Raw genomic sequence first — 5,589 nt, 5'->3', positions numbered from 1 at the left:
ATTTAATAATATAATTACATAAATATCATAAAAAGTAAAACTTTAATGTTGGTAAACTTATTTTCAAAAATAGTAATGATTATTTTTATTAAATTAGTTTATATATTGAACTTAAGGGAATATATATACTATACTAATAAAAAGGGGTGTTTTAAATGTATGATAAAATAGAGTTAGGATATAAATTTAATGAATTAGAACCATATATAGATGCTAAAACTGTAGAAATACACTATGGTAAACATCTACAGACTTATGTAAATAATTTAAATAATCTTTTACAAGGTTATGAAGATATTGTTAATGGAAAAAGTTTAGAGGAATTGCTAAAAAATGTGTCTGAACTACCAGAAGAAATTAGACAAGGAGTTATAAATCAAGGTGGTGGAGTTTATAATCATAATTTATACTTTTCAATTCTATCGCCTAAAGCTTTACTAGTGCCAGAAGGTAAATTACTAGAAAAAATAAACCAAACCTTTGGAAGTGTTGACAATTTAAAAGATGAATTAAGTAAAAAAGCTATCGCACAATTTGGATCTGGTTATGCATCGTTACTTATGGATAGAAATAAAAATTTATTTGTAAAATCTACATCAAACCAGGACACAAACCTTCAAGATGGTTTAGTCCCTATACTTACAATCGATGTTTGGGAGCATGCTTATTATCTAAAATATCAAAATCTTAGAGCTGAGTATGTAAATAATATATGGAATATAATAGATTGGGAAAAAGTTTCAAATCTTTACAATTCTTAATATAAAAAGAGGATATCTTAATAGTAAATATTAAGATATCCTCTTTTTTTAATCAATTTTTTCAATATAATGACAGTTAACATCAATGTGATTTAAAAATAAAAGTATCCTCTCATATAGAGGGTGTGATTCTTCTCCATATTTTTCTTCTAATTTTATTCCTAATTCTTCTACATTTTTTTTACCATCAATTTGTAAGAATATAAAACTGCCATATTCATCTAATTCCATCTTTTTATACATAGGAATTTTAAATTTTAATTTTCTAAAAAAGTTTTGAACCTTATGATCTTGTTTTTCAAGTATAGTAACTATACCATCAGAACTTACTTCATATTCAATATTCTCACTTTTTTTAAAAACTAAATTTAAAACTTCTTCATTATTTTTCATTATTTTTTACCTTAGATGCTATTATTGGCCATGCAGTAAGTCCTACTAATACTATTAAAAGTATTATTGCCATCATATTTCCAGATGCAAATCCACTTGGCCCTGCACTTTTTATAACACCTGATACTTGTAGTATTATACCTATTAGACCTATTATAGATCCTCCTGCTACAAGTCCTGATGATAAACTTATACCATTTGAAACTTTTACTTCTTTTTCTTGTTCAGATTTAGAAGTTTTTTCAACAAATACACGGATTAAAGCTCCTATTAATATTATAGAAGTTGTTGCTATTGGTAAGTAGAATCCTATTGCAACTGTCATTATTGGTAAATCTAAGAAATATAAAACTATTGCCATAAACACTCCAACAATTATCATAACCCAAGGTAATTGCCCTGACATTATTCCTGATGTAAGTGTTGATATTAAGTTTGCTTGAGGTAATGCAAATGGAGGATTATCGCCTGTAACTACAAGTTGGTTAGAAAGTAATATTGTTGTACCAACAACAACTATTACACCTACTATGCCTGCTATTGCAAAATATTTTTGCATTTCACTTTTATTACCACCTATTATGTAAGTAACTTTTTGAGATTGGTTATATCCTCCAGCTACTGATATAGACACAACTATAAATGTACCAAATAATAATAATGATTTATTATCCGCTTGTCCACTCCATCCCATTATAACAAATACCAGTGTTGCTATAACTAAAGATGCTATTGTCATACCAGATACTGGTAAGTTCGATGTTCCTATTGTTCCTGTTAAACGTCCTGCAACTATAACAAATAGTGCAGCTAAAACTATTGAAACTATCGCTCCAACAATTGCCATCACTACGCTTCCTGAAACTAAAAACGCTCCTATAACTGCAACTACAATTCCACCTAATAATATCATTGTTTGAAGAGCAGTACTTCCTTCTCCATCAGCTGATGAAGATTTAGCATTCATTGTTTCTTTAACAGATGCTATTATAGTTGGTATAAGTTTTATTGCTCCTATTATACCTCCACAAAGCATCATTCCAGCTCCTATGTATTTTACATAGTTACCAGCTATATCATTTACACCCATTTGATTAATAGGCATTGAAGGATCGTTCCATACTTTAGCTCCTTCTCCTGCTAAATCAGTGAAGTACCCTATTAAAGGCATTATTCCAAAGTGAGATAATAAAGATCCTGCAAACATAGTTAATGCAACTTCAAGCCCTACTATGAATCCTATCCCTAAAAGTAGTGGGTTAACCTCTACTTCAAATTTACACTTATAAAACTTTTCACCTATAAAACTTATTACATTATTAGCTACATTTAAGAATGATCCTGTTAATACTGTTATAATACCACTTATTCCAAATCCAATTCCCATGTATTTCATTGAGTCTCCACCTGCATCTGATGCTACAAGTGTCTCGCATATAGCCATTGATTCTGGATACATAAGCTTTCCATGTTCTTCAATTATTAAATAATTGTAAACAAGTGATGAAACTCCTATACCAAATAGAACTCCACCTACTCCTACAACAAATCCTTCTAAAAATGTCACTTGGCTACCTATTAATAAAATAGCAGGTAGTACAAATATCATACCACTAGCAACTGATTCTCCACCACTTGCCATACCTTGTACTATGTTCTTACCTAGAATACCTTTTCCTTTAGCGAAAGCTGCTATAAATGCTGACCCTATTATAGATCCAGGTATACCAGCTGCAACTGTAAGTCCTGCTTTCATACCTGAGTATGCTGTAGACGCTGCAAAAACAACTGCTAAAACAATACCTATTATAAGTACTGCCATGTTTGCACCTGTTTTAGACTTGTCTGTTACATAGGGTACATAATCTTTGCCTGATACGCCCCCGTAAGCCTCTTTAGGTAATTTTTTATTCATTAAATTTCACCATCCTTTTGTTTGATTAACCTCATTATACCACAATATTTTGAAATCTAACTTTTTTAGAATTTTAACTTTATTAAAACTATTCAAATTCGACATTTTTTTTAGATTTTTCTGTTTTTTGCAAAAAAAATAGAGTTAACTATTTAGTTAACTCTATTTTTTATTTATTGTAATTTTTCAATGTAATGACAATTTACTTCAATGTGATTTAAAAATAAAAGTAATCTTTCATAAAGAGGGTGTGATTCTTCTCCATATTTTGCCTCTAAAATCTCACCTAACTCTTTAACATTTTTATTTCCATCAACTTGTAAGAATATATAACTACCGTATTCATCAAGTTCTATATTTTTATACATAGGAATTTTAAATCTTAATTTTCTAAAAAATCTTTGAATCTTATGATCTTGTTTTTCTTGTATAGTAACTATGCCACGATCATTTACTTCATACTCTATATTTTCATTTTTCTTAAAGACTAAATTTAAAACGTCTTCATTATTTTTCATTATTCTTAACCTTAGATGATACAATCGGTAATGCAGTACATACTACTAATACTACTAGTAATATCATTGCCATCATATTTCCAGCTGCAAATCCGCTTGGTCCTGCACTCTTTATAACACCTGTTACTTGTAATATTATACCTATTAGACCTATTATAGATCCTCCTGCTACAAGTCCTGATGATAAACTTATACCATTTGAAACTTTACCTTCTTTTTCTTGTTCAGATTTAGAAGTTTTTTCAACAAATACACGTATTAATGCTCCTACTAATATTATAGAAGTTGTTGCTATTGGTAAGTAGAATCCTATCGCAACTGTCATTATTGGTAATCCTAGGAAGTATAAAACTATTGCCATAAATACTCCAACAATTATCATAACCCAAGGTAATTGACCTGACATTATTCCTGATGTTAATGTTGACATTAAGTTTGCTTGAGGTAGTGCAAATGGAGGGTTATCTCCTGTTATTGTAAGTTGATTTGAAAGTAATAATATTGTTCCAACAACAACTATTACACCTACTATACCAGCTATTGTAAAGTATTTTTGCATTTCACTCTTGCTTCCACCTATGATGTAAGTAACCTTTTGAGATTGGTTATACCCACCAGCTATAGCTATAGCAACTACTATAAATGTACCAAATAATAATAATGATTTATTATCCGCTTGACCTTTCCATCCCATTATAACAAACACTAATGTTAATATAACTAAAGATGCTATTGTCATACCAGATACTGGTAAGTTTGATGTTCCTATTGTTCCTGTTAAACGTCCTGCAACTATAATAAATAGTCCAGCTAATAATACTGATGCTATAGATCCAACTATTGCCATAGTTACACTTCCAGATATAAGGAATCCTGCTACAAATGCTATTGCTATTCCACCTAATAATATTATAGTTTGAAGAGCTGAACTTCCTTCTCCATCATTAGATGATTTAGCTTTCATAGTTTCTTTAACTGATGCTATTATAGTTGGTATAAGTTTTATTGCTCCTATTATACCTCCACAAAGCATCATACCAGCTCCTATGTATTTTACATAGTTTCCACCGATATCATTTACACCCATTTGACTTATAGCCATTGAAGAGTTGTTCCAAACATTCGCCCCTGCTCCTGCCATTTCAGTAAAATAAGATATTAATGGTGTTATCCCAAAGTTTGCTAATATAGAACCAGCAAACATTGTTAAAGATACTTCAAGTCCTACTATAAACCCTATACCTAAAAGTAATGGATTAACTTCAACTTCGAATTTATATTTATAGAATTTATTTCCTATAAAGCTTATTACATTATTTGTTACATTTAAGAATGACCCTGTTAATACTGTTATAATACCACTTATTCCAAATCCAATACCCATGTACTTCATTGAATCTCCACCTGCATCTGATGCTACAAGTGTTTCGCATATAGCCATTGATTCTGGGTACATAAGCTTTCCATGTTCTTCTATTATTAAATAGTTATAAACAAGTGATGAAACTCCTATACCAAATAGAACTCCACCTACTCCAACTGCTAAACCTTCTAGGAAGCTAACTTGACTACCTATTAGTAATATAGCTGGTAAAACGAAAATCATACCACTAGCAACTGATTCCCCACCACTTGCCATACCTTGTACTATATTTTTCCCTAGAATACCTTTTCCACTAGCAAATGCTGCAATAAATGCTGATCCTATTATAGACCCTGGTATACCAGCTGCAACTGTAAGTCCTGCCTTCATACCTGAATACGCTGTCGATGCTGCGAATATAGTTGCTAAAAGAATACCTATAATTAATACAGCAACGTTTGCACCTGTTTTTGATTTGTCTGTTATGTAAGGTACATAGTCTTTTCCATGTATTCCTCCATATGCTTCTTTAGACAGTTTTTTGCTCATTTATTTCACCTTCCTTTTTTTAACTAAATCGATTATATCATATTTTTACAAAATTCGCTTAATTTTTTAAATTTTTAATAGTATTTTTTG

At 30.4% G+C, this 5,589-nt stretch carries 5 protein-coding genes; 1 reads left to right on the top strand and 4 read right to left on the bottom strand.

Annotated elements, in window-relative coordinates:
• Positions 1–155: 155 nt before the first annotated feature.
• A complete protein-coding gene (locus tag VN21_RS13155; protein ID WP_046823656.1) occupies positions 156–761 on the top strand; it encodes a superoxide dismutase in 606 nt (201 codons plus the stop codon).
• 48 nt (positions 762–809) lie between these two features.
• On the opposite strand, the gene VN21_RS13150 is transcribed toward VN21_RS13155, so the two are convergent.
• From VN21_RS13150 to VN21_RS13135, 4 genes are all read right to left on the bottom strand, one after another.
• Positions 810–1,154 carry a PqqD family protein gene (locus tag VN21_RS13150; protein WP_046823655.1) on the bottom strand — a complete coding sequence of 115 codons (345 nt, stop codon included), beginning with the start codon at positions 1,152–1,154 and terminating at the stop codon, positions 810–812.
• Positions 1,144–3,069, bottom strand: a complete 1,926-nt coding sequence (locus VN21_RS13145) for an OPT family oligopeptide transporter (RefSeq protein ID WP_046823654.1) — start codon at positions 3,067–3,069, stop codon at positions 1,144–1,146. Before VN21_RS13145 ends, VN21_RS13150 begins: the two co-directional genes overlap by 11 nt.
• Before the next feature lie 173 nt (positions 3,070–3,242).
• A complete protein-coding gene (locus VN21_RS13140; RefSeq protein ID WP_046823653.1) occupies positions 3,243–3,587 on the bottom strand; it encodes a PqqD family protein in 345 nt (114 codons plus the stop codon).
• A complete protein-coding gene (locus tag VN21_RS13135) occupies positions 3,577–5,499 on the bottom strand; it encodes an OPT family oligopeptide transporter (RefSeq protein WP_046823652.1) in 1,923 nt (640 codons plus the stop codon). Before VN21_RS13135 ends, VN21_RS13140 begins: the two co-directional genes overlap by 11 nt.
• Between the last annotated feature and the right edge of the window lie 90 nt (positions 5,500–5,589).

Origin of the sequence: Paraclostridium benzoelyticum, assembly GCF_001006285.1 — a bacterium.
Classification (GTDB): domain Bacteria; phylum Bacillota; class Clostridia; order Peptostreptococcales; family Peptostreptococcaceae; genus Paraclostridium; species Paraclostridium benzoelyticum.
The sequence above is the reverse complement of the archived record's forward strand: the minus strand, read 5'-3'. Positions and strand labels throughout refer to the sequence as shown.